The sequence below is a fragment of the Helicobacter sp. MIT 99-5507 genome (assembly GCF_003364295.1).
In the GTDB taxonomy this organism is placed as follows: domain Bacteria; phylum Campylobacterota; class Campylobacteria; order Campylobacterales; family Helicobacteraceae; genus NHYM01.
Genome location: NZ_NXLO01000002.1, coordinates 114,970 through 141,109 on the forward strand (window position 1 = coordinate 114,970; position 26,140 = coordinate 141,109).

Annotated in this window: 20 protein-coding genes and 2 pseudogenes; 21 read left to right on the forward strand and 1 reads right to left on the reverse strand. The window is 31.4% G+C overall.

Going from position 1 to position 26,140, the window contains the following annotated elements; all coding sequences use genetic code 11:
* Positions 1-3 precede the first annotated feature (3 nt).
* Both CQA42_RS03135 and CQA42_RS03140 read left to right on the forward strand, forming a co-directional pair.
* Positions 4-1,524, forward strand: coding sequence for a glucosyltransferase domain-containing protein (locus CQA42_RS03135; RefSeq protein WP_181881481.1), 1,521 nt, complete (start codon positions 4-6; stop codon positions 1,522-1,524).
* Positions 1,525-1,587: 63 nt separating this feature from the next.
* Positions 1,588-2,146, forward strand: a pseudogene (locus CQA42_RS03140) (substrate-binding domain-containing protein).
* Between the two features lie 6 nt (positions 2,147-2,152).
* Here CQA42_RS03140 and CQA42_RS03145 read toward each other — a convergent pair.
* Positions 2,153-3,271, reverse strand: coding sequence for a glycosyltransferase (locus CQA42_RS03145; protein WP_115583244.1), 1,119 nt, complete (start codon positions 3,269-3,271; stop codon positions 2,153-2,155).
* 75 nt (positions 3,272-3,346) lie between these two features.
* On the opposite strand from CQA42_RS03145, the gene CQA42_RS03150 reads away from it, so the two are divergent.
* The 19 genes and pseudogenes from CQA42_RS03150 to CQA42_RS03240 all read left to right on the forward strand — a co-directional run bounded on the left by CQA42_RS03150 (position 3,347) and on the right by CQA42_RS03240 (position 26,108).
* Positions 3,347-4,141, forward strand: a complete 795-nt coding sequence (locus CQA42_RS03150; RefSeq protein WP_115583245.1) for a hypothetical protein — start codon at positions 3,347-3,349, stop codon at positions 4,139-4,141.
* Positions 4,142-4,203: 62 nt separating this feature from the next.
* Entirely contained in the window at positions 4,204-5,562 is a 1,359-nt protein-coding gene (gatA, locus tag CQA42_RS03155; protein WP_115583246.1) for an Asp-tRNA(Asn)/Glu-tRNA(Gln) amidotransferase subunit GatA, read from the forward strand.
* Entirely contained in the window at positions 5,563-7,008 is a 1,446-nt protein-coding gene (gene guaB / locus CQA42_RS03160; protein WP_115583247.1) for an IMP dehydrogenase, read from the forward strand.
* 113 nt (positions 7,009-7,121) lie between these two features.
* Positions 7,122-7,358, forward strand: coding sequence for an exodeoxyribonuclease VII small subunit (gene xseB, locus CQA42_RS03165; protein WP_181881482.1), 237 nt, complete (start codon positions 7,122-7,124; stop codon positions 7,356-7,358).
* Entirely contained in the window at positions 7,333-8,100 is a 768-nt protein-coding gene (locus CQA42_RS03170; RefSeq protein WP_115583248.1) for a carbon-nitrogen hydrolase family protein, read from the forward strand. The genes xseB and CQA42_RS03170 overlap by 26 nt, the downstream gene beginning before the upstream one ends.
* A gap of 83 nt (positions 8,101-8,183) precedes the next feature.
* The gene (gene rpoD / locus CQA42_RS03175) at positions 8,184-10,028 is read left to right on the forward strand and encodes an RNA polymerase sigma factor RpoD (RefSeq protein ID WP_258865549.1); all 1,845 of its coding nucleotides are present in this window, start codon (positions 8,184-8,186) and stop codon (positions 10,026-10,028) included.
* 35 nt (positions 10,029-10,063) lie between these two features.
* The gene (gene gdhA, locus CQA42_RS03180) at positions 10,064-11,416 is read left to right on the forward strand and encodes an NADP-specific glutamate dehydrogenase (protein ID WP_115583250.1); all 1,353 of its coding nucleotides are present in this window, start codon (positions 10,064-10,066) and stop codon (positions 11,414-11,416) included.
* A 56-nt stretch (positions 11,417-11,472) separates the two neighbouring features.
* On the forward strand, positions 11,473-12,258 hold the full coding sequence (gene panB, locus CQA42_RS03185) for a 3-methyl-2-oxobutanoate hydroxymethyltransferase (protein WP_115583251.1): 786 nt from the start codon (positions 11,473-11,475) through the stop codon (positions 12,256-12,258).
* Entirely contained in the window at positions 12,258-13,256 is a 999-nt protein-coding gene (gene ruvB / locus CQA42_RS03190) for a Holliday junction branch migration DNA helicase RuvB (protein WP_115583252.1), read from the forward strand. Before panB ends, ruvB begins: the two co-directional genes overlap by 1 nt.
* A gap of 9 nt (positions 13,257-13,265) precedes the next feature.
* Positions 13,266-14,300 (forward strand): AI-2E family transporter, encoded by a 1,035-nt coding sequence (locus CQA42_RS03195; protein WP_115583253.1) that lies wholly within the window; start codon positions 13,266-13,268, stop codon positions 14,298-14,300.
* 62 nt (positions 14,301-14,362) lie between these two features.
* The gene (locus CQA42_RS03200; protein WP_115583254.1) at positions 14,363-16,051 is read left to right on the forward strand and encodes a saccharopine dehydrogenase family protein; all 1,689 of its coding nucleotides are present in this window, start codon (positions 14,363-14,365) and stop codon (positions 16,049-16,051) included.
* A 1,075-nt stretch (positions 16,052-17,126) separates the two neighbouring features.
* Positions 17,127-17,633 carry a DNA-deoxyinosine glycosylase gene (locus CQA42_RS03210; RefSeq protein WP_115583255.1) on the forward strand — a complete coding sequence of 169 codons (507 nt, stop codon included), beginning with the start codon at positions 17,127-17,129 and terminating at the stop codon, positions 17,631-17,633.
* Positions 17,634-17,702: 69 nt separating this feature from the next.
* Entirely contained in the window at positions 17,703-19,673 is a 1,971-nt protein-coding gene (locus CQA42_RS03215; RefSeq protein ID WP_181881483.1) for a site-specific DNA-methyltransferase, read from the forward strand.
* 89 nt (positions 19,674-19,762) lie between these two features.
* Positions 19,763-20,566: pseudogene (locus CQA42_RS08260) on the forward strand (DNA methyltransferase); the annotation flags it as partial.
* 4 nt (positions 20,567-20,570) lie between these two features.
* Positions 20,571-21,167, forward strand: coding sequence for a hypothetical protein (locus tag CQA42_RS03220; protein ID WP_115583256.1), 597 nt, complete (start codon positions 20,571-20,573; stop codon positions 21,165-21,167).
* On the forward strand, positions 21,160-22,017 hold the full coding sequence (locus tag CQA42_RS03225; protein ID WP_115583257.1) for a hypothetical protein: 858 nt from the start codon (positions 21,160-21,162) through the stop codon (positions 22,015-22,017). Before CQA42_RS03220 ends, CQA42_RS03225 begins: the two co-directional genes overlap by 8 nt.
* The gene (locus CQA42_RS03230) at positions 22,007-22,267 is read left to right on the forward strand and encodes a hypothetical protein (protein ID WP_258865550.1); all 261 of its coding nucleotides are present in this window, start codon (positions 22,007-22,009) and stop codon (positions 22,265-22,267) included. Before CQA42_RS03225 ends, CQA42_RS03230 begins: the two co-directional genes overlap by 11 nt.
* Positions 22,264-23,247 carry a virulence RhuM family protein gene (locus tag CQA42_RS03235; protein ID WP_115583258.1) on the forward strand — a complete coding sequence of 328 codons (984 nt, stop codon included), beginning with the start codon at positions 22,264-22,266 and terminating at the stop codon, positions 23,245-23,247. The genes CQA42_RS03230 and CQA42_RS03235 overlap by 4 nt, the downstream gene beginning before the upstream one ends.
* On the forward strand, positions 23,244-26,108 hold the full coding sequence (locus tag CQA42_RS03240; protein ID WP_115583259.1) for a DEAD/DEAH box helicase family protein: 2,865 nt from the start codon (positions 23,244-23,246) through the stop codon (positions 26,106-26,108). Before CQA42_RS03235 ends, CQA42_RS03240 begins: the two co-directional genes overlap by 4 nt.
* Positions 26,109-26,140 lie beyond the last annotated feature (32 nt).

Sequence of the window (26,140 nt, forward strand, 5' to 3'; positions counted from 1 at the left end):
AGCTTGAATGTAAAAATACTAAGATTGGATTTAATATTTTTAGCAAAACTAAAACAATTACTAAACTATAAATACAAAATATTATTTGTTTTTATTATTTATTTGGTTGGTTTAGCTGCGTTAATACTTGCAAATTTTAACTACATAGATGATAGAGATAGAATCCTTTATGGAACATTTGCATTTTTTTGGTGGAATAGACATAGCTCTACTATCGCAGCTTCTATACTTAGCTTAAATAGCGATTATTTTGTAGTAACATTTCCATATAGTTTATTTATCAGTATTTTTCTACTTAGCATATCATCTATTATTTTTCTAAAAACAATCGATAAAAAACTCCTAAATAGTAAAATCGCCTTACTTGCAAGCGTAAGCATAGGACTTTCACCTTATTATTTAGAGAATCTATCATATAAGTTTGATGCCCCTCTCATGGCATTAAGTGTATTTGCAAGCATATTTCCTTTTCTTTTTATTCGATACAAAAAGATTTTTGTTATTACATCAATTATTGGACTTTTAATAATGCTTACAAGCTATCAAGCAAGTAGCGGAATTTATATGATGATCTCTATTTTTCTAGCATTTATAAAGATTTTAGAGAAAGATATAAAAGAGGCTTTTAGGATTCTTCTTTGTTTTTGCATTTCATATCTTATTGTTGGAATCTTGTATCTTATGATTTACAATCCAGAAGCAACTTATGCAAATACACATATATTGCCACTTAAGTATTTTCTAATTGGACTTGATAAACACATAACAAATTATATAAAAACTATATATAGCGATATGGGCGGGGGTAGTAGAGTATATTTGCATTTAGTATTTGGATTTGCTTTTATATTTGTTGCAAAATCAATCTTAAATGCAAAGATAAATAAATTTTTGGCATTTTTTCTTAGCATAATTACATTAATAATACTCTTTATCCTTTCATTTGGACTATATCTAATCATCATAACACCAACTTTTGATCCACGAAGTTTTATTGGGTTTGGAGTATTTGTAGGGATTTTGAGTCTGTATTCTATATACAAAGGAAAGATTCTCTCTAGCATATTGATTATTATTTTTGTTCATTATCTAATAATGTTTGCAAATTATTATGGACAAAGTTTAAAAGCACAAAATGATTATGAAACTTTTAGATGGACTATCATGCTAAATGATTTAGGCAAATTTTTAGATACAAGCCATATGGAAGTAGAATCTAAATTTAATATAAAAACATTAGGGCATTCAGGAGTAAATCCTGTTATTGCAAAAAGTAAAATACAATATCCGCTGATAGCAAGATTAATACCAAATCTACAAAATAGTTGGAGTTGGAGTGAATCGGCTCTTGATAATTATGGAATCGTTGGAAATAGTAAGAATAAAGATTGCGATGAATATTCTTCTACAAAAGTTCTAATTGACACATATTTTCATACAATAGAATCTTTTAATCCAAATAAAAATACGACTTGCTTTTTAATCACATACAAAAATATTACAGATTATAAAAGTAACTTCTAAAAATATTAACAATGTTTAATTACAATTCCAGCCTATTTTACACAAGGAGCAAACAATGAAAAAATTATTTTACCAATCATATTACTCACAAGTAGCGTTTTATACAGGGATGTATTAGTATATGGTCCAGGAGGTCCAGCACCAGTTTTAAAAGAATTAGCACAAGAATTCAACAAAACCAGTAATGAAAAAGTCAAAATCATAGCTGGTCCTACATCGCAGTGGATTGAAAAGGCAAAATTAGATGCAGATATTATATATTCAGGTAGTTCTGCGATGATGGATAGTTTTATTAAAACAATGCCAAATCAATTATCAAGCAATGATGTAAATGTGCTAAATATAAGAGAAGCAGGGATTATAGTGCGCCCAAACAATCCAAAAAATATCAAAAGTTTTGATGACTTACTTAAAAAAGGTATAAAAATAATGGTAGTAGATGGTGCAGGACAAGTGGGCAAAATTTATATCACTAAAATCATCAAATGTAATTTATAGAGCCACAGAGATTGCCATAACAAAAACAAGCAACAATAAAAATGCAGCACAAAAATTTATAGATTTTATAAATTCAAAACAAGCACAAGATGTATGGAAAAAATATAAATGGGAAGCAAAATAACAAAAACTATGCTTTAAAATCAAAAATAGCCTCTTTATATAGATCTATCATTTTATCAACACAAAATGATAAGTCATATTTTTGGGCTACACTTTCATATTTAATACTCAATTCCTTTAAATAATCTCTATTTTCTATAAAATAATCTATCTTTTTTGATAAATCTTTTGCATCTCCTGCCCTAAACAAACAATCATCATTTATTGCAAATTGCTTTGTAGCCGAAGTTTTACTATCTGATATAATTGGTGTAATGCCATTTGAAATAGCCTCTAGTGTAGCAATAGATTCTATATCAACATCAGAAGTATGCACATATAAATCTGTATAAGAATATAGTTTTGAGAGTTCATCATCACTTACAAATCCTAAATCCGCACCAAAAGTAAGCTTTGAGGCAAGTTTTTTGTATTCTTCTTCTCTTGGTCCAAGTCCTTTTATATGGAGCTTTATTTGTTTTTCATATTTACTTAAATGCACTGCTTCAATAAGCAAATCCTGCCGCTTTTCTTGCGTGTATCTACCAGTCATTGTGATATGAAAGAAATCATCAATTTTATTTTTTGCTATTTTTTTAAGACGAGGGGTAAAGCCATTTGAGATTACACATAAATTTGCTTTGTAATTATGCTTTTTTAATTCATCAGCAATTAAATTTGAAGGGCAATGAATATATTTTGTATATTTGTAGATTCTATATTTAAATAGCCAAAATATAAATTGATGAATAAAAGGAATATGCCTTAAATGCGCATTGTATGTGATATTTTCAGGTTGGAGGTGGAATCCACAAATAAATGGAATATTCATTTCTTTTGCAATTTTTACACCAATAATTTCAAGTTTAAAAGGCAAGAAAAAATGCACTATATCAGCGCCTCTAAACGCTTCTTTTAATACTTTTTTATCAGCTTTACCAAAATGCATATGCTGTTTATGTGATATTTCAGTAACAAGTGGAATGTATCTTTCATCTACTCTATATGCATCTTTACCTTCAATATATGGTGCTACAACACGGACTTTATGCCCTTTTTGCCTTAGTGTTTGGACTAAATTATTTGCACTAACTGCTGTTCCATTACTCTTATCTACAAAGCAATCAACTACAACTACAATAATCAAATAAAACCTTTTATATTTTTTAAAACCAAATTCTACAATAATGTTAGTTTTCATAATATAAATTGATGGTAACAAATGGAAAACAAAATAATCTTTAGCAAAACAAACAATACAAATGAAGCAAAAAAACTACTTGATATGGGGATAAATATCATTAGTGATGAAATAAACACAAAAAATAATTATAAAATATTTTATCATCAAAATTTTGAATTCTTTGATAGATATAAAGGCTCAAAAATACTAAAGATTAAAGATGAAAATGATTTAGAATCTTATTTAAAATACGCAAAATTAGATGATTGTATATTTTTAATTGATTGCAAAAATCTATATGATTGCTTTTATCTATTTACAAAAATTCCTACAAATATCAAAAGTATCATTTATCACAATAGCTTAACACCTCATATTGCATATATGGCTTTTAGCGTTGGGATTAGTGGAATCTTGTGCGATATTGATAATATATATAAAAATGGTGGTGGAAAATTTATACATAAAATACATTTATCCTATAAAAAATCAAAAAATGATAGATTCTATTCTAAATTTTTTAATGCAAAAAAGCCATTTACGCAGCTAAGAAATATCAAAATTGATAGAATCTTTAAAGATTTAAATGCAGATTCAATTGCACTAGATTTAAATGATACTAGCTTTAAAACTTTTCTTTATGTATCAAAAAATAAAAATATTATAAAAATTGGCGTAGTAAATAACAAAAAGCAATTCAAATTGGCTAGAAATTTACAAGACAATGCAATGCTAGATGTCTTAGAATTAGAATCTAGTGATGGATTAGATTATGCAAATTTTGCATTTTATGATAGATTTGATTCTAATTTTAATATGCAAATACTAGATTGATTTTAAGTAGCAAAATAGAAATAAAAGTTATAATTCTATGGCATTTTTAAAATGGAGTTATGATGATAAAATTAAGAGAAGCAATCAAACTAAAAGAAGAAGAATTAAAAGAAATCAAAAGCAAAATCTTGCAAGATTTAAAAAACTCTAACTTAAATGCCTACATAATAGATGAAACCTCACTTGATATAAATAATAGCGGAATCCCAATACTCATAAAAGACAATATAAATGTAAAAGGCTGGGAAATCACTTGTGGAAGCAATATCTTAAAAGGCTATAAGTCTCCATATAATGCAAGTGTGATAAACAAACTAAAACAAAATAATTTAGTTCCATTTGGTAGAGCAAATATGGATGAATTTGCCATGGGAAGCACAGGAGAATCTAGTGCATATGGAGCTACAAAAAATCCAAGGGATAATACAAGAGTTCCTGGGGGTAGCAGCAGTGGAAGTGCCGCAGCAGTAGCAGGAAAACTTGCAATCGCTGCACTTGGAAGTGATACTGGCGGTTCTATAAGACAACCTGCTGGGTATTGTGGCTGTGTAGGATTAAAGCCAACTTATGGAAGTGTAAGCAGATATGGACTTGTAGCATATAGCTCAAGTCTAGATCAAATAGGACCAATAACACAAGATGTAAAAGATTGTGCTTTGCTATTTGATTATATAAAAGGCTATGATAGAATGGATTCTACAAGCAATAAAAACACACCAACAAATAGCACATTTAACAATCTAAACAAAGACAGAAAATTCACTATTGGAATCCTAAAAAATGCTATAAAAGAAGCAAATGATGATATTGCATCAGCATATAGCAATTTAGTCGATAAGCTAACTAAATTGGGACATAATATAAAAGAAATCGATTTAATAGATAGCAATTTTGCAATATCAAGCTATTATATAACTTCTATGGCAGAAGCTAGCTCCAATCTAGCGAGATTTGATGGAATCAGGTATGGAAATAGGGCAAGCAATGCTACGAATCTAAAAGACTTATATATACAAACTAGAAGCAAAGGTTTTGGAGAAGAAGTAAAACGAAGGATTCTAATAGGAAATTTTGTATTATCAAGTGGATATTATGATGCCTACTATCTAAAAGCACAAAAAGTTAGAGATTATATAAGCTTTCAATATAGTGAAATTTTTAAAAGCGTTGATATCATCTTAAGCCCTATTGCACCAAATGTTGCACCAAAGCTAGGTGAAAAATGCACCCCTTTAGAAATGTATCTAAGTGATATTTATACTATTGGTGTAAATCTTGCTGGACTTTGCGGAATCTGCATTCCTGTTGATAAAAGCACTACAAATTTACCTATTGGTATGCAATTTATCGGTAATCATTTTAAAGAACAAGATATTCTTGACTTGGCATTAAATGTAGAATCTAACTTAAAAGGAGAATAAATGAAAGAAATCAAAAAGGCACTAACTTTTGAAGACATTTTATTAATTCCTGCATATTCTGAAGTATTGCCAAAAGAGGTGAATCTAAAAACAAATCTAACAAAACATATAACATTAAATTCACCTTTTGTGAGTGCTGCGATGGATACCGTTACAGAACATAGAACTGCAATCTCAATAGCTAGAATGGGTGGAATTGGAATCATTCATAAAAATATGGATACAAGCGCACAAATAAATGAAGTAAAAAAAGTTAAAAAAAGTGAAAGTGGCGTAATAAATGATCCAATATATATTCAAGCTGATAGAACTCTAGCAGATGCAAAGCTAATAACTGATAATTATAAAATCTCTGGCGTCCCTGTTGTTGATAAAGATGGCAAACTCATTGGAATCCTAACAAATAGAGATACCAGATTTGAGAGTGATTTAAGTAAGCAAGTAGGTGAAGTGATGACAAAAGCACCTCTAATTACTGCAAAAGAAAATACAAGTCTTGAAGTCGCAAAAGATATTATGCATAGCCACAAAATTGAAAAACTTCCAATAGTCAATGAAAACAATATACTAAAAGGCTTAATCACTATAAAAGATATACAAAAACGAATTGAGTATCCAAACTCAAATAAAGATGATTTTGGAAGACTTAGAGTTGGTGCTGCTATTGGAGTATTTCAAGTAGAAAGAGCAAGGGCATTGGCTGAAGCTGGCGTTGATGTGATAGTGCTAGATTCTGCACATGGGCATTCATTAAATGTGCTAAAAACTATAGAATTGATTAAAAAACAATTAAGTGTTGAACTTATCGTTGGAAATGTAGTCACAAAAGAAGCAACAAGGGATTTAATCAATGCTGGAGCAGATGGAATAAAAGTAGGTATTGGACCAGGAAGTATATGTACCACTAGAATCATAGCTGGAGTTGGAATGCCTCAAATCTCTGCTATTATGGATTGTGCAAGTGAAGCAAAAAAACATAATATTCCTATTATTGCAGATGGTGGTATAAAATATTCAGGCGATGTAGCAAAAGCAATTGCACTTGGTGCTAGCTGTGTTATGATAGGAAGCTTACTTGCAGGTTGCGAAGAAGCTCCAGGTGATATTGTGATATATCAAGGAAGACAATATAAAAGCTATCGTGGAATGGGAAGTATTGGTGCAATGACTTCAGGAAGTAGCGATAGATATTTTCAAGAAGGTGTTGCAAAAGAAAAACTAGTGCCAGAAGGTATTGAAGGTAGAGTTCCATATAGAGGAAAAATTGCAGATATTATATTCCAACTTGAAGGCGGGTTAAGAAGTTCTATGGGGTATTTAGGAAGTAAAGATATTCCAAGTCTTTGGAATAAAGTAGAATTTGTTCAAATCACTAGTGCTGGACTTAGAGAATCTCATGTGCATGATGTTGATATCACAAAAGAAGCACCTAATTATCATGGATAAATAGAAAAATAAATATGATATTTTTATAAATACAATATTTGAAAGTGGTAGAATCCTAGAGCCAAACGATATTTATATGATTATTATAAGTGAAATTTCTCATAGGAGCAAATATGGAATTTGAACAAAAAGTCCAAAGAGTAAAAGAAATCTTAGAATCTCTAAATAAAAATGAACTAAGCCTAAAAGATGGAATGAAACTATACAAAGAAGGTATAGACAATCTAAAAGAAGCACAAAAAATGTTAGAAGAAGCAAAAGTGCAATATGAAGAGATAAAAGATTCTTCAATAGAACAAGAAAATATAGACAAAAGGGAATTAGATGAAGATTCTAATCTCACAATTTGAAAATATCAAACCAAATGATAAATCTTTTAATAAATATCTAAACAACTTTTGCAAGAAAAAAGATATAGATCTAATTGTGCTTGGTGAATATGTATTAAATCCATTTTTTAAAGAACTAAAGCCAAATTATAATAAATTGAATAAGGATTTTTTAGCACTAGAATCGTATCTAAAAAATATTGCTACAAAATATAAAACAACGATTATTGCTCCTATTTATGAATGCAAAGATAATAAAATCTTTAAAAGTATCATAGTTATTGATGAAAAAAAAACCAATTTTTATCAATCACAAAGATTAATGCAAATGGAACATTGGAATGAAAAGAGTTTTTTTAGCAATGATTTGAAAGCAAAAGAACCACTAATTTTTAAAATCAATAGATTAAATATAAGCGTATTATTTGGTTTTGAAACACATTTTGATGAATTATGGATAAAACTAAAAAAGAAAAATGTAGATGTCGTGATAGTGCCTACTGCAAGCACATTTGGCTCTAATGATAGATGGATTCGTTTGCTTCAAACTAGAAGTTTTTTAAATAATTGTTTTGTAGTTAGGGTAAATAGAGTAGGAAACTATATAGAAGATAATATTATTTGGAAATTCTATGGAGATTCTTTTATTGCATTGCCTGATGGGAATCTAGGAGATATGCTAGGCAATAAAGAAGGTGTTATGGTTAGCGAGATAAAAAAAACAATGATTGATGAAGCAAAGCAAAATTGGGGTTTTAGATAATACTTAGATATTATAAGTTTATATTTAATATTAAAATAGTATAATCGAGCCCCTTTAGAAAACTTCCATTAAGGAATATGACAATGTCTAGATCCAATGAAGCAAAATCAACAACAGAACAATTAGTAGAATTATTTCAACAAGATGGCGAATTTATAGCATATGAAGAAATCGCTTCAATCTTAAAAAAACCTGCTACAGCTGCACAGATAAAAAAGATTCAAGAATTAGCAAAAAAATATAAAAAAACATTTCTTAGCTCATCAGAATTAGCAAAACAACTCAACTATGAAGAAAAAGTTTTAGAAAAAGAAAATAAACAAAAACAAATAAATGAAAATCTAGAAGATGAATTTGACCTTGCAAAAGAAAGAGAATCTTTAGAATGGAGTAGAAGCGATAGCCCTGTGCGAATGTATCTACGAGAAATGGGACAAATCCAGCTCCTTACAAAAGAAGAAGAAAGAGAACTTGGAAAAAATATAGAAACTGGTGAAAATATCATCATTGATGCGATATGTTCAGTGCCATATCTAACGGATTTTATCTACAATTATAGAGATGCATTGATTAATAGAGAAAGAAGAGTAAAAGAATTATTTAAAAATTTTGAAGATAAAGATTCTTTTGATGATGGTGATAGTGATGAAAATGAAGATGATGAAGAAAAAAGTAATGAAAAAATATCATCAAAAGATAGCGAGAGAGTAAAAGTTATCATCGCAGCTTTTAAAGAACTAGATAAAGCTAAAAAAGAAAGATTAAAAGCATTAGAAATAGTCCCGCAAGATCCAAATGATTTAGGACATATACTATTACTAGCACATAAAAAAGAGGTATTAAAAGAAAAATTAGTAGCACTTGGACCAACAAGTAAGTTGATTACAGAAATAGTAAAGATTATGGAAAATGTAGTCAAAGGCGATGAAAGCTTTGAAAAAGAAATGAAACGACTTGAATATAGACTACCATTATTCAATGAAACACTTATTGAAAATCATAAAAAAATATTATCAAATATATTAAATATGTCAAAAGCTGATATCGCTCAAGCAGTCCCTGAAACTACGATGGTGAGTACTTATGTAGAAATTAAAAAATTACTTCAAACAAAAGAAGCTTCAAAAGATAGTTTTAATCTTGATGAAAAAAAATTAAAAGAGATTCTAGAACAAATCAAAAGAGGAAAATTAATAGTAGATAAAGCCAAAAATAAAATGGCAAAAAGCAATCTAAGACTTGTTGTATCAAATGCAAAAAAATATACAAATAGAGGTTTGCCATTTCTTGATTTGATACAAGAAGGCAATATTGGATTAATGAAAGCTGTGGATAAATTTGAATATAAAAGAGATTATAGATTCTCAACATATGCTACTTGGTGGATAAAACAAGCAATAAGTAGAGCTATTGCAGACCAAGCACGAACAATTAGAATTCCTATTCACATGATTGACACCGTAAATAAAATAAATAAAACCCAAAGAGATTACATACAAAAATATGGAAAAGAACCAGATATAGAATACATTGCAAAAGAAGTATCACTTCCAGCAGATAAAATCAAAAATGTTATCAAAATGACAAAAGAACCAATCAGTCTTGATGCACCAATTGGTAATGATGAAGATGGAAAATATGGCGATTTTGTCGAGGATAAAAACACCATAGGACCTATGGAACAAGTATTAAAGGAGGATTTAAGAGGACAGATAGATGAAGTATTAATGCAACTAAATGAAAGAGAGAGAGCCGTCATAAAAATGCGGTTTGGGCTTTTAGATGATGAAAGCGATAGAACTCTTGAAGAAATAGGAAAAGAGCTAAATGTTACACGAGAAAGAGTTAGACAAATAGAATCTAGTGCAATAAAAAAACTAAAACATCCTAGAGTAGGTAAGAATCTTAAGAAATATATAGAAGATTAGAAATATTGTAGTAATTTCAAAATTAGGAGTAAAATATGAAATACATCAAATATATAAATAATTTAATAAAAGAAAAATACCCTGTACAACTTGAATTTCATCAAGCAGTAAAAGAAGTAACAGAATCTCTAGAACCAATATTGAAAAAATATAATAAATATGAACAAAATGCAATTTTAGAACGTCTTGTTATACCAGATAGAGAGATATTTTTTCGCGTAACTTGGGTAGATGATGATGGTAAGATTCAAGTAAATAGAGGTTGCAGAATCGAATTTAACTCTGCAATAGGACCATACAAAGGAGGACTTAGATTCCATCCAAGTGTAAATCCTGGAATAATTAAATTTTTAGGATTTGAACAAATATTTAAAAATGCACTAACAACACTCGCTATGGGTGGTGGAAAAGGTGGAAGTGATTTTGATCCAAAAGGAAAAAGTGATGGCGAAGTTATGAGATTCTGCCAAGCTTTTATGAATGAACTTTACCGCCATATTGGTGCTCATACTGATGTCCCAGCAGGTGATATAGGCGTAGGTGGAAGAGAGATTGGCTATCTTTATGGACAATATAGAAAACTTACAAATAGATTTGATGGAGTCTTAACAGGTAAAGCACTAAATTGGGGTGGAAGCCTTGTTAGGACAGAGGCTACAGGATATGGATGTGTATATTTCGCTCAAAACATGCTAAAAGAAAAAGGTGAGGATTTGGAAGGAAAGATTTGCACCGTTTCTGGAAGTGGCAATGTTGCAATATATACAATTGAAAAATTACAACAATTAGGTGCAATTCCGGTAACAATCAGTGATTCAAAAGGTATGATTTATGATAAAAATGGAATTGATTTAGCATTATTAAAAGAGATAAAAGAAGTAAAAAGATTAAGCCTTGAAGCATACGCAAAAGAAAAGAAAAATGCACAATATACACCTGTATCAAAATACAAAGATGGTATAAACCCAGTGTGGCATGTGCCTTGTTTTGCAGCATTTCCAAGTGCAACACAAAATGAGCTTAATTTAAAAGATGCAAAAGCATTGCTAAAAAATGGCTGTAAATGTGTAAGCGAAGGTGCAAATATGCCTTCTACAATAGATGCAGTTCATGAATTTATAAATGCAAAAATATGCTATGGTCCAGGTAAAGCTGCAAACGCAGGTGGAGTAGCAGTAAGTGGCTTGGAGATGGCACAAAATGCTAGTATGACACCATGGACTTTTGAATATACTGATAAAAGACTATATCAAATTATGGAAGATATATTTAATAATGCAAGTCAAACTGCAAAAGAATTTAATGCTGAAGGAAACTTAGTAGTTGGTGCAAATATCGCTGGATTTAGAAAAGTCGCAGATTCTATGATTGATCAAGGTGTGCTATAAAATTTTATAAGAATCTTAGCTAAGATTCTTATAGCACCTAAATAAGAGAGAATAAAATGAAAGTTACAATTTCTACTTTTCAAAAACTAAAAGGAAATGGCAAAATTACATCAATTACCGCTTATGATGCCTTGTTTGCTAGAATTTTTGATGGCGAAGTTGATATGATATTAGTTGGTGATAGCTTATCAATGAGTTTTGGTGGAAATAAAGATACGATTCCATTGAGCTTAGATTCTATGATATACCATACACAAGCAGTATCAAAAGTAGTCAAAAAATCATTATTGATCGCTGATATGCCATTTGGTTCATACAATACAAATAAATCTGCTCTAAAAAATGCAACAAAGCTATATAAAGAAGGTGGGGCGGATGCAATCAAAATAGAAGTAAATGAAAACAAGATTGATATGGTAAAAATGCTAAGCGATAATGGTATAGCAACTATGCCACATATAGGGCTTATGCCACAATTTTATAGGTTTGAAGGTGGATATAAGATAAAAGGCAAAAGCAAAGAAGAAAAAGATTCTATGCTAGAGCTTGCATTAAAACTTCAAGATGCAGGAGCGTTTTCCTTACTCATTGAGGGAACAAAAAGCGATATAGCTAGAGATATTACACAGAATTTAAAAATACCAACTATTGGCATTGGAAGTGGAAATCATACAGATGGGCAGATTTTAGTTTGGAGTGATATGTTTGGATTTTTTGATGAGTTTAAACCAAAATTTGTCCGCCAATATCTAAATGGAAAAGAACTATTAAAAAAATCAATAAAACAATATGCAGATGATGTCAAAAATTTACGATTTCCAAATGATGATGAAAGCTATTAATGCAGAGAATAGTAGAGGTTGAAAAAATATCTTTTGAGGAAAAAGAAGAAAGCTCCCTTAGACCTCAAAACTTCAATGAATACATAGGGCAAAAAAATATCAAAAAAAATCTTCATATAGCAATAAGCGCAAGTAAAAAAAGAGGTGAATTTTTAGATCATATATTACTTTTTGGACCTCCTGGACTTGGTAAAACTACACTAAGTTTTGTTATTGCAAATGAAATGAATACAAATATAAAAGTCACTTCTGCACCTATGATTGAAAAAAGTGGCGATTTAGCAGCCATACTAACAAATCTAAATAAAGGTGATATATTGTTTATTGATGAGATTCATCGTCTAGGAAGCAATATAGAAGAGATTCTCTACTCTGCTATGGAAGATTTTAGATTAGATATTATAATTGGATCTGGACCTGCTGCACAAACTATAAAAGTAGATATAGAAAAATTCACGCTAATTGGAGCTACAACTAGAGCTGGAATGCTTAGTAATCCACTTAGAGATAGATTTGGTATGACTTTTAGAATGCAGTTTTATGAACAAGGTGAATTATCCAAAATAATTAATCTTGCAGCAAAAAAATTAAATAAATCTATCATGCAAGATTCTAGTGATGAAATAGCAAAAAGATCGCGGGGGACACCTAGAATTGCACTTAGATTGCTAAAAAGGATTCGTGATTTTAGTGAATATTATGATGAAGATTCTATAAGTATTGATACTACATTAAAAGCACTAAATGAGCTTAAAGTCGATGCAAATGGCTTTGATGAGCTAGATTTGGCATTTTTGGATTTATTAGTCAAGGCAAGAGGAAAACCTCTTGGTCTTAGCACTATTTCTGCGAGTTTGAGTGAAGATGAAAGAACTATAGAAGATGTAATAGAACCTTATCTTTTAGCAAATAATTATGTAGAGCGAACATCAAAAGGGAGAATTGCTACAAAAAAAGCTTATGATTTATTAGGTATTGCAAACAATGATTTGTTTTAGGAGTAAAAATTGAAACAAAAATATTTTTTTTGGATTATTTTTGCATTTACATTTTATTGGATATTACAGCTATATAAACCATTTTTGATGAATCTATTAGTAGCTTTGTTATTATGTGTGGCTACATTTGGGTTAAAACAATTTGTAGATAAATTCATAAAATACAATTTTATTTCATCATTTCTAACTATCGTAATATTTCTTGGAATCTTCATATTTCCCCTTGCATTAGTCATAAACAACATGATACACGATATTGCAAATATCAATATTGAAGAACTATCAAAATTCATAAATGAATCAAAAATAAAAAGTATAGAATTACTAGAACAATTCCCATCAGCCCTAAAAGATAATGCAATAGACTTTATCACATCAATTAATATCAATACAATTATAAGCTATGCTGTAAATTTTAGTGGCAAGATAGGAAAAGTAGGGATAAATTTTGTTACAGATTCTATTTTTATACTAATATTTCTATATCTATTTTATTACTATGGTATCTTACTAAGAGATTATATTATTGACATAATACCTTTTGATAAAATCGATAGCAAAGAGATTTTAGAAGAAGTAAGCGGAGTGTTAAAAGTAGTATTTTTTAGCACAATCATATCAATGATACTTCAAGGATTTAGCTTTGGAGTGATAGCGTCATTTTTTGGATTTAGTGGAATCTTATTTGGCATGTTATATGGTATCGCATCAATTATACCTGTCGTTGGTGGTGCTATCATTTGGGTGCCTGTGAGTTTGTATATATATTGGGCTGGTGATTTAAGTGGAGCAATATTTATCGCACTATATTCTATGATATTTATTGGCACAATAATTGATAATGTAATAAAACCACTAATTATAAACATAGTAAATAAGATTGTATTAAAAAATCCTGTCAAAATTAATGAGATGTTAATATTTATTGCAATCTTAGCAGGACTCGCTAGCTTTGGTTTTTGGGGGATTATCATTGGTCCTACTATAAGCTCATTTTTTATAGCATTACTTAGAACCTACCAATACAAATTCAAAGATACATAAAAGAATAAATCAAGCCTACTAAATTTGATAGAATCCACAAAATAGCTTTTTGGAGTAATAAAATGGCAAATAATAATATAGTTTTACAAATCGGAGCGGGGGGCGTTGGCGGTGTTGTGGCACATAAAATGGCACAAAATAGGGAGGTTTTCTCACATATCGTGCTAGCTAGCCGCACACTTAGCAAATGCAAAGCAATAGCAGATTCTATCCGCACAAAGGGCTTGGGAGAAATCGAAATCGCAGAAGTTGATGCGGATAATGTGGATAGCTTGGTGGCTTTGATTGAGCGTGCAAAGCCGCTTGTGGTGGTGAATGTCGCCCTGCCTTATCAGGATTTAAGCATTATGGAAGCCTGTTTGCGCACAGGCGTGCATTATCTTGATACCGCAAACTATGAACACCCAGACTCCGCGCATTTTGAATATAAGGAGCAATGGGCGTATGACACGCGCTACAAAAAAGCGGGGATTTTTGGGCTACTTGGTAGCGGCTTTGACCCGGGCGTTACGAATGTTTTTTGTGCCTACGCGCAAAAGCATTATTTTGATGAAATCCACAGCATCGATATTTTGGACTGCAACGCAGGGGATCACGGCTATGCCTTTGCGACTAATTTCAATCCAGAAATAAATTTACGTGAAGTCTCTAGCAAGGCGCGATATTGGACGCGGGATTCTATGAATGCGGGCGAAGCAACGACTGTCATTGCGAGTGAGGAACGAGCGAAGCAATCTATGCCACCCGTCATTGCGAGCGAAGCGAAGCAATCCAACAACGACTTAACCCTAAACCCCGACTTACAAGAGGATAAAATCTATCGCAAATTTGAGTGCGAGGAAAAGCATTTTAAGCTAGATTCTAACACGCAGGATTTGCGTAATGAGCCTTATGCAGGCGGGACTTGGCGAGATGTTGTGCCACTAAAATTAATGAAAGAATGGGAATACCCAGAGGTTGGCGTGAAAAATTCATATTTGCTCTATCATGAGGAGTTGGAATCTCTTGTGCGAAATATCCGAGGGTTGCGTAAAATCCGCTTTTTTATGACTTTTGGGGAAAGCTATTTAACGCACATGAAATGCCTTGAGAATGTTGGGCTTTTGCGCGTTGATAGTGTGGAACATAAGGGGCAAAAAATCGTGCCAATAGAAGTGTTAAAGACTCTTTTGCCAGACCCTGCAAGCCTTGCGCCTCGCACAAAGGGGCAAACGCATATTGGCTGCTATATGAAGGGGTTAAAGGACGGCAAGGAGCGCACAATTTATATTTATAATATTTGCGACCATGAGGCTTGCTATCGTGAGGTAAATGCACAAGGTGTGAGCTATACAACAGGCGTGCCAGCGATGATTGGAGCAAAGCTGATATTCGAGGGGAAATGGGGCATTGGACAGACTAAAAATGTGGCTCTCACTCAATCTTTACAGGAGCTTGAAAAATCTTCAATCGATAGGCAATCAGCCTTATCTCAATCAGATTTTTCTGCCCAACCTGCAAATCTTAAGCAAAATCCACATTTTTCAGATTCTATAGATTTTAATGCCGAGCGTTTAAAACTAAATAGCGATATGCCAAAAGGCGGGGAAGAACAGGGCGTAGATTCTAATAGCGGTGCTGGAATATGGAATATCGAGCAAAACGACCCCGACCCATTTATGGAAGAACTAAATAAACAAGGGCTACCCTATGTGGTGTGTGAGATAGATTCTAAAGGCGAGAGAAAAATACTAGAGGATGGAAGGAGATAGGAAGTATTTAATTTATACTTTACTGTATCTGGTAGTTAGCGTATTAGAATATATGGCTAAATTCTCAAATATGCAATATGGCACTTTTATGTAAAAAGCTAATAAATTGCAAAATATGAGGTAGGGAAATCAGACAAAACATCGATACTATAGGATCTATGGGTTTGCTTGAATTATGAGAATCTTGTATTAAATGTTCTAAAGAATAAAACTTCATATTTAATTGGAGATACTCTATATATTAAATATAAAGAAAGATTGGAATTTATTTTGAGATTCTATATAGTACTCGATAGAGGTGAAATTTATAAGTGCAAAGAGTGATAAAGATAGCCATAGCTAGATAGAAGCAGTGATTTAAACTAATACAGGACGATAGAGAAATGGAGGGAATGAAAGCATGGAATTTAGAAGTTTTATTCTTATCTTTGTTGTTTTATTTATGGCATCTATATTTAAAAGTTTTGCTGTTGCATTCTGATAGCATATAAGGGTAAAGAAGCACTTTTAATTCAATGTAAAAATTGGCAGAACTCACAAGTCAAACAAGAGCACTTGCGATTATTTTTAGGAGATTGCACAGCATATTTGGAGCAAAACCACAATATTTTTGCTAAAAAGAAAGTGAAGCGTGTGTTTGTGACAAGCTGTAAAAATATAGATTATGGCGTACAAAAATTTGTTGAAGAAAATAATGTGAAATACAAAATTATCCCTTACAATCATAGATAAGTTACAAATATAAAATAAAGTAATTTTGGTAGATAGGCTTAGATGATTTTGCTTGGTAGCAACCAATCGCTGGAGCTTTAGTTATAGGCGGAGCATTAATTATGAATCTAAATTTAACTAGGAACAAACCATGACAAAACTACATTAGCAATATAAACAATAATAAAAAAATATTTTCTATAAATCTGATGATTTTGCTTGGTAGCAACCAATCGCTGGAGCTTTAGTTATAGGCGGAGCATTAATTATGAATCTAAATTTAACTAGGAACAAACCATGACAAAACTACATTAGCAATATAAACAATAATAAAAAAATATTTTCTATAAATCTAAGGATATATATGCAAACCCACCCATTTGCACCGACAAGTATTGATGAAAATTCTAGGATTTTGATACTTGGCTCATTTCCTTCTATTGTGTCGCGAGAAGTGGGGTTTTATTATGCCAACAAGCAAAATCGTTTTTGGAAGCTACTCTGTGCGATTTTTGATGAAGAGTTACCACTGCTAGATTCTGCAAATATCGCGATATATCAAGATTTTCTCACAAAGCATGGGCTTGTATTGTGGGATATCGCTAAGCAATGTGAGATAACACACTCTGATGATGCAAGTCTTAAAATCCACGCGTTTAATGATATTTACACAATTATCAAAAATACAAATATCCGCACCATCTGTCTAAATGGCGCAACTGCTACAAAGCTTTTTAAAGCCTATCAATCACAGCAAACATGCACCATAAATAACCTAAAAATCCACGCATTACCTTCCACAAGCCCACGAAATGCTAGGTATAATTTAGAGAAACTTAGAGAATCTTACATGTTGGCACTAGAGAGCTGATTACTATTAGCATTTAAGGCTATTTTTGATATCGTAGCAGCACCACTAAGTTAAAAGGTATACAATCTCATGAACTATAAACTCGAATTTTACTCAAGATTAGAAAGCTCTTATCTCGGCTCAAAAATTAAAGATATAAAAGATAAAAACGGCTTTACAAATTTGCTTGAAATTAAGGCAAAATATTTTAAACACTTAAAATCAAAACTAGAAAATTTCATAGGTGCAGATACTCATGAAAATCAAGACATTTACAACAAGCTTTATACCTTTTTTGATACTTATCTAAACGAAACAGGCACGCCATTTTTTAATAATACCCCAATTTATAAAAACATTTATGCTAGAGTTTATAGCAATTCTAGCGATACAAGCTTATTTTATAAAACGCAGGATTTATACTATGTAAAATCTGATAAGCTTTATAAAAGCATGGAATTTGAGGGCGAAAATTATATACTCAAATTTGATGCGAGTGAATATAAGCAAAATACCGATAACACTAAAAACAAAATTATTTTTAAGTTTGCGGGTGTTGAAAGTATAAATGGTGAAACAAATGATGAGGGTAAAGCGCAGATTCTTATCAAGGTTAGCAACCAAAAAGACTTATTCCCCGAGCTTAATAATGTTTTCAAGCAAAATTCTAATGAGTTTAGTGAGGAGTTTTTAAAGGATTTAAGGCAAAATGAAATCCTTAAAAGTTCTAAAATTAAAATCAATGAGGAGGAACTCAAAAAAATCTTTAGAAGTTACAAAAAACAAAGCGAAATAGACTTCTTTATCCATAAAAATGCGCGTGAGTTTTTAAACGAGCAGTTTGACTTGTGGCTTTTTTCTTACTTACATAAAGATGATAAATTAAGTGATTTTACGCAAGAAACTTTAGCAAAAATTACAAAAATCAAAGACGCCGCAAAGCTAACGATAGATTTAATCGCTGATTTTGAAGATGAGCTAAAGGCTGTGTGGCTAAAGCCTAAATTTGCTAAAAAGACAGAGTATGTTTTTAGCCTTGATGTGATTTTAAATCAAATCGTGCGTAGCGCAAACCTTAAAAGCGTTGTCGGGGTGGGGGGAGAGTTTGAGAGGGGGGAGGGAGCGACTTCGCGTTCGTGCGAAGCACTAACCCAAACTTGCACATTCAAGCCCATCCCCTCTCTCATAAAAGAATTTTTAGGGTTAATAACAAACGACAAAGGCTTTGAATCCCAAATCAAAGAATGGCAAGAATTAAATCTCATTGATGAGGATTTTAACAAAGAGGATTTATTGAGTAATAACACATACCGCTATCTCCCCATAGATACGAAGCATTTTAGCAAAGAGACAAAATACAAGATTTTAAGTAGTTTTGAAAATTTAGAATCGCTACTCAATGGCGAGCTTATCAAGGCTGATAATTTCCAAGCCCTAAATACCCTAATGCCCAAATATCAAGGCAAAGTGGATTTGATTTATATTGACCCCCCGTATAATACAGGGAGTGATGGCTTTATCTATGCGGATAATTTCAATCACGCCTCGTGGCTAAGTATGATGAATAATCGCCTAGAACTTTCCAAAGAGCTTTTAAATGATAAAGGGAGTATGTTTATCAGCATTGATGATAAAGAACAAGCGAGACTAAAGCTTGTGTGTGATGAGGTGTTTGGAGAGGAGAATTTTGTAGCAAATTTTGTGTGGGAGAAAAAGGGAGGGAGGCAGAATGATGCGAAGTTTTATAGTGTAAATCACGAATACATTTTAAATTACTCTAAGAATTTAAATTTTTTTACACCAAATCTTTTGCAACGCACCGATGAAATGTTGGAATCATATAAAAACCCCGACAATGACCCGCGTGGTGTATGGACTTCAATAACTTTGCAAGCCAAAAGTGGCAGTGAAAATATGCGTTATAAAGTTGTTTTTCCAAATGGTGTTGAATGGGAATCTCCAATCGGAACATACCCTAGATTTACAAAAGAAAAAATAATTGAACTTTACAATGATAATAGACTTTGGTTTGGTGAAAACAAAAAAATACCCCGAGGTTAAAAAAATTTTTAACCGAAGTAAAAGACGGAGTTATCCACAATACTTTGCTAATGCAAAAAGAGGTTGGAAACACACAGCAAGGCAAACAAGATGTTAAAGATAATTTTGAAAACTTAAGTTTTGATACTCCAAAACCCGAAAAACTTTTAAAACGCATTTGTGAAATTGCTACAAAGGTAGATTCTAAGGCGGAAGTATTTGAGATGAGAAATTGCGGTTTTCAAGACAAAGGCGAAGGGAGTTTAGTAAGTCTAAATGACCAAGACTTTGGCGCAGAATCCGCGATTTATCGCTCAAAGACAACGCCTATTGTGCTTGACTTTTTTGCAGGGAGTGGCACGACCTTAGCCGTAGCTCAAAAGCTCGGGCGTAAATGGCTAGGTGTGGAAATGGGAGAGCATTTTTATAAGGTAATACTCCCTCGTCTTAAAAAAGTTATCGCAGGATTCCAAAGTGGAATCAGCAAAGAATGCGATTACAAAGGCAATGGTGCATTTAGATACTATGAATTAGAATCCTATGAGGAAGCTTTAAGCCATTGTGAATATGTGCTAGATTGCAATAAAGAGCTACAAAAAGTAGAAAACACAAATAGCTACATAGGTAAAGACTATGCTAGGAGTGAAGCAATAATTGATTATAGAAAATCCCGCAAACTCATTGATAGGCTTAGTAAAGGCGAGAGTGTGTGCCTTGATATGCACACAGAGTATAGAGATGGCTTTGATGTTTTTCACACTATGGCAAATCTAATGGGGTGGAAAATCAAAAGATTATTTTTAGATTCTAAAGGCGTAGAATCTTGTGAGTTTGATAATGGAGAGATTCTAAACCTAGATTCTATTGATTTGGCAAAATACCCAAAACTGAAAAATCTCATTTGGTGGGAGTAGAAAAATGGAATTATTTTTAAAAATATTTTATTATCTATATGTAGCTGTGGCAATTACCCCTTTTGCCATAATTTTTATTTTAAAAAATAGTGAAATTAAGATTAGCATAGAGATATGGGATTATGTGGTGAATAATTATCTTATTATCTTGATTATATTTGCCATCTCTCTTTTCCTATCGTGGTTATATATTGTGGTTGTGCAGCAGTGCTATAAAGACACGCAAAGCGAGCAAATATGTAGCACAGAAATAGAGATAGCAGAGCCAAAGTATATACCTATTTATATTACTTATTTTGTGATTGCATTGAGTATTCCATATAGTCAAGAAAATAGCATACATGGTTGGATATTATTTAGTATTACTTATCTTTTTATTTGGTTTTTGATATTAAAGGGTAAATTTTCATTTTTTAATCCCTACCTTTTAATTTGTGGCTTTAATTTCTATGAAGCTACAATTGATAGTAAACGAAGTGAATATGCTCGATATAAAATATTTCTTATATCAAAGCAGGTAATTAAAAATATAAAACAGCATGACTCTTTGATACGATTGAATGATTTTACTTATCTTGATAAAGGGGAATACAATGGATAAAACAAAAATTTATGGCAAAACAAAAAAGCAACATTTTTGTTTGGTTGCGGAAGATGATTTAAGCGGTGTTTGGGATTTGCCTATAAATGAGTATCAAGAGATTAGCTTTATAGATAATTGCAACCACAAGTTAGAAGGGAATGAAATATTTTTTATTAAAACAGATGACGATGATATAGAGCCATATTTGGAACACATTAATCAAACATCACACTGTAACAATGCCAATAATCAAGATATTTTAGAATTAGAAACCCTATACATTTTTAAAAAAGAAAATCAAAAAATCCATCTTTACATACAGAGAATAACACCATCAAAAATATTGAGTAAAAATCTGATTAGTGCGAATAATTTGAAGATTGAAAGAAATAAGAATAGATTAATTATTGCAAATATTACCAATGTCTATTGGAATCAAGAACAACAAAAGGTATATTTCACGAATTTTGTTGATTTGGAGAATGTGTTTCCTAAATTTTCTAAATATTATAGAGAGGCGAATACAGAAGACTTAAATAAGTTTCAAAGTGGTGAATATACTTTTCTTGATATTAAGTTTGATATGAATACTACTTTGAAACAAAAAACTAGATTACGAAAAATAGCTCAAATAGTAGATATGCTTGATGAGGTAAAAGAAAACTTAAATGAATACCTTGATTATTCTAAAAAATATGAAATAGATATTTTGAATAATGGACAATTTACTATTAAGAATACACAAGATATTGATACATTGCATCACATCGTATTTGGAGCTTTTTATACATCAGAAGTTGGTGATAAAGAACAAAGAATAGCTACAGCATTTAGACAAACTAATTTAAAGAACAAAAATGCAAAATAACATAATCCTCTACACCACACAAGATAAAAAAGTCAAGGTTGAGCTTTATGAGCTAGGCGAGAGTGTATTTTTAGCCCAAGATGCTATGGCAAAACTTTTTCTAAAGAAACTTTGTTTTGACACCTCAAAACAAAATATCACGATGCACATTAGGAATATCCTCAAAGATGGAGAATTGCAAAAGGATTCAGTATGTAAGGAATACTTACATACTGCCAATGATGGCAAATCATACAAAGGTGCACAATGAAACAAGATAAGCAAGCAAATTCAATCATTATTTATCAGGATTCTACAAATACTCCAGCAATTAGCATAAAGCTAGAAAATGAAACCTTATGGCTTACACAAAGGCAGATTGCCGAGCTTTTTGATAAAGATAGAAGCGTGATTACTAAGCATATAAAAAATATTTTTGAAGAGGGTGAATTAGTGGAAAATTTAGTATGTGCAAAATTTGCACATACTGCTAGTGATGGCAAAAATTATGAAACGCTTTATTATAATCTTGATATGATTATCTCTGTGGGCTATCGTGTCAATTCCAAAAGAGCCACGCAGTTTCGTCAATGGGCGAGTAGAATCTTAAAAGAGTATCTTATCAAGGGCTTTGTGCTTGATGATGAGAGGTTAAAGGGACAAAAGCAAGATTATTTTGATGAATTATTAGAAAAATTGCGTGATATTCGCTCAAGTGAAACTAGAATCTATACCCAAGTATTAAAAATTTATGCCACAGCGATTGATTATGATAAAAATGCAAATATAACTCAAGAACTTTTTAAAACAGTGCAAAATAAATTGCATTTTGCAGCACATGGAAATACTGCAAGCGAGGTTATTTACAATAGGATAAGTAGCGAAAAAATAAATCTAGGACTTACAAATTTTAAAGGCAAAATGCCAACAAAAAAAGAAGCGCAAATTGCTAAAAACTATTTGAGTGAAGAGGAGTTAAAAACATTAAATTTAATTGTTAGCATGTATTTTGATTTTGCTGAACTTGCAGCAAAAAATAAGCAAACAAAAACAATGCAAGAGCATATAGATGAATTAAATAAATTTTTACAATTTAATAATCGTGAACTTTTGCAGGGAGCAGGAAAAATAAGTCATGAGTTAGCAATGGATAGAGTAGATTCTGAATACAAACTTTATAAGCAGAAAACAAAAGAGGAAATAGAGATTTTATATGAACAATTTGCGGAAAATATTAAGGAATTAAAATGAGCAAAAAGCACAATACACAAAAAGCAGATACGCTAATACTCAATGAAATCATTAATCAAGGTATTGATAAAACTAGCTTTCAAGATATTTTAGAAAGTATTGATTTTACTAGTTTTAGCGATAAAATCACGCTTGAAAATTATCAAAGTGAAGCGCTTAGAAATGCTATTATTGCTTTAATGCTTTTTAAAGAATGCCCTATTCCTCAAGGAACTTATGATATAAAAGGCTTGCTAGCACATTATCAAAGTTATGATAGTAGGCTAAAACTTGAGAATATCAATCGCGCGAGTTTTTGGATGACAACTGGGAGTGGAAAAACTATTGTTATGATAAAGCTTATTGCGATTTTAGCTAGGCTTATGCATAAAAAAGAATTAGAATCTAAGCCCATAATGCTCCTTGCTCCCAATGATAAAATTTTAGAACAATTTAAAAATACTATCTTGCTTTATAATAATTTTCAAGAAAAGCCCATTCAGATTCTAGAACTTAAAGAATATGAAAAACAAAGCATGCCAAATCTTTTTGAAAGTGCGTGCAAGCTGTATATAGCAAGGAGTGATTTACTTGATGAAGAAGTAAATGTAGGCAAAGGCAAAAAGGCAAAAAGGCTAAATTATAAAAATTATTTACGTGAAAATGGTTGGTATATCATGCTTGATGAAGCGCATAGGGGTGATAGCGGCTTTTCAACACGAAAAAGTTATATAAACGAGCTTGCAAAAGGACTTAGGCAAGATGCTAAACCAAGTGGATTTATCTTTAATTTCTCTGCGACTTTTGATGATGAAATTGATATGCAAACTTGTGCGTTTAATTATAATTTGGAACGCTTTAATCTTGATGGCTATGGTAAAAATATCGCTGTGCTAGATTCTGATTTAAAGGCTTTTTCAAGTGGGGAAAACGAGGTAGAACAGCTTGAAAAAATCATGCAAAGTTTTATTATCTTTTCGGCTATTTTAAAGGCTAAAAAGGAGCTTTTTACGCAGTTTGAAAATTCTTTTGAGAAAGATGAACATAAAAAATTGCTTTATCATAATCCTTTAATCATAGCAGTTTCAGATAAGGTAAATACGAAAATAGCTGGTATAAAGCTGTATTTTGAAGCTATATTAAAGATAGTTAAAGGCGAGATTAAGGACTTTGAGGGTTTATTAGCAAAACTTTGCAAGGATTTAGAAAAAGCAAGCTTATATTTTGGGACGCATTATTTAGATAATGCACTTATAGAAAAGCTAAAAAACATAAGCTTAGATGAGGTAAAACAAAGTGTATTTTATGCAAGTGCAAATGCTGGCATTGAGGCTTGCAGGATAAAGGGTAATGATAAGGAACTTGTTTTTAAAAGCAAGAATGCAAGCAAGCCCTTTTTACTTTTAAATATAGGAAATATTAAGGAGTGGCAAAAAGATTATATACTTGAGCTAGGAATTGATATAGGCGAGGATTTAGAGCAGGGATATTTTGCAAGCATTAATGATATAAATTCGCCTATAAATATAATGATGGGTAGCAAGGTTTTTAGCGAGGGCTGGGATAGTAACCGCGTAAATATCATAAATTTTATCAATATAGGCAGCACACAAGCAAAAAAATATGTTTTACAAACCATAGGTAGAGGCGTGAGAATAGAACCTTTTGCATACTTGCGTAAAAGACTTGAAAAATGTGGCTTAAAAAGCTTTGATATAAGCTCAAAACTAGGCTTTAAAAATCAATGGCTTGAAACGCTTTTTATCATGGCTAGCGATAAAGAAGCGATTAAATATATCTTAGAAAAAATGCAGCAATTTAGCTCAAAAAAAGCCCTAAAAGGCTTTAGAAAAAATCAAACTTTTAAGCCTTTATATGTGCCAAAATATAAGACAGAAGCTATGCAAGAAAGAAGCTATAAGATTTCACAAGATGATTATAATGGGCTTTGTGATTTTATGCAAAGTTATGATGAAGATGTTTTGCTTTTAAGTGCTAATTTAAAAAGTGAAGCTTTGGGCTTTAAGACTTTAGAAAAAATCAAAAATAAAAGCAATATAGCCGTGATAGAAGGCAGAAAGCAGTTTCATGACTATGAAAAAATGCTAAAAATGCTTGATAGCTTTTTTACAAGAAGCTATAAGGTGCTAGAAAAATTTGAACCAATAAATGATGAGATAAAGCATTTTCATCATTTTACAAGCACACTAGATTATAATATGATTGAGGAATTAAATCAAAAAATAAAAGAAGTTTTAAGAGCAAAAAGTGATAAAGAGTTAAAAGCAGAGTTTGAAGCAGGAAAAATCACCATAGATGAAGTCTTAAAACTCAAAGAAGCAGCTCAAGAGGCTAAATTTATGGACTACACTATTGATGCTGAATTAAAAGAGCATTATTATAGCCCCTTAATTTCTAAAAAAGATGATGATAAAATCTCTTATAGCATTAAAATACCAAGTGAAATTGAGTTTTTAAAGGAATTAAAAGAATATATAAAGCTTGATGATAATGTTTTAAAAGCTTATGAATGGTGTTTTAGCAAACTTATAGAAAATATTGATGAAATTTATATCCCATATTTTGATAAAGAAGCACAAAGCGAAAAAAGATTCTATCCAGACTTTATTTTTTGGTTAAGACATAAAGAAACTAAGGATAATACTATAATATTTATCGACCCAAAGGGCTTAAAACAAGGGCAAGATATTGCACGCTTAAAGCTTGAAGGATTTAGAAACATTTTTGAGAATCAAACTCCAATAGAGAAAAATAATCAAAATATTGGTGTTAAGCTCTTTTTCTATAACGAAGAAAAAACATTATATGGTTATGAGGAATATATCAAGTCAAGTGTAAAAAGTATTTTTGAATGCATATAAAAATCTAATTTAAAGTCAAAGGCGTGTAAATA